The organism is Streptococcus sp. HMSC070B10, assembly GCF_001808665.1.
GTDB lineage: Bacteria > Bacillota > Bacilli > Lactobacillales > Streptococcaceae > Streptococcus.
Window position 1 is genome coordinate 1 of the sequence record NZ_KV794177.1, and the last position, 204, is coordinate 204.

At 42.2% G+C, this 204-nt stretch carries 1 pseudogene; it reads left to right on the forward strand.

Annotated features, from left to right (window positions below):
* A pseudogene (locus HMPREF2613_RS05580) lies at positions 1-204 on the forward strand (hypothetical protein); the annotation flags it as partial.

Consider the following 204-nt stretch of genomic DNA (forward strand, 5'->3'; position numbering starts at 1 on the left):
CCAGGTCAACCAACAACTCCAATCAAGTATCCAAATGACCCACAAGATCCAACAAAACCAGGACAACCAACAGAAGTGTTACCATACGTTCCAGGATTCACTCCAGAAGATAAAGATGGCAACCCACTTAAACCAGTTGATCCGAAAGATCCATCAAAAGGATATGTAGTACCAAACATCCCAACAGATCCAAGTCAAGATACA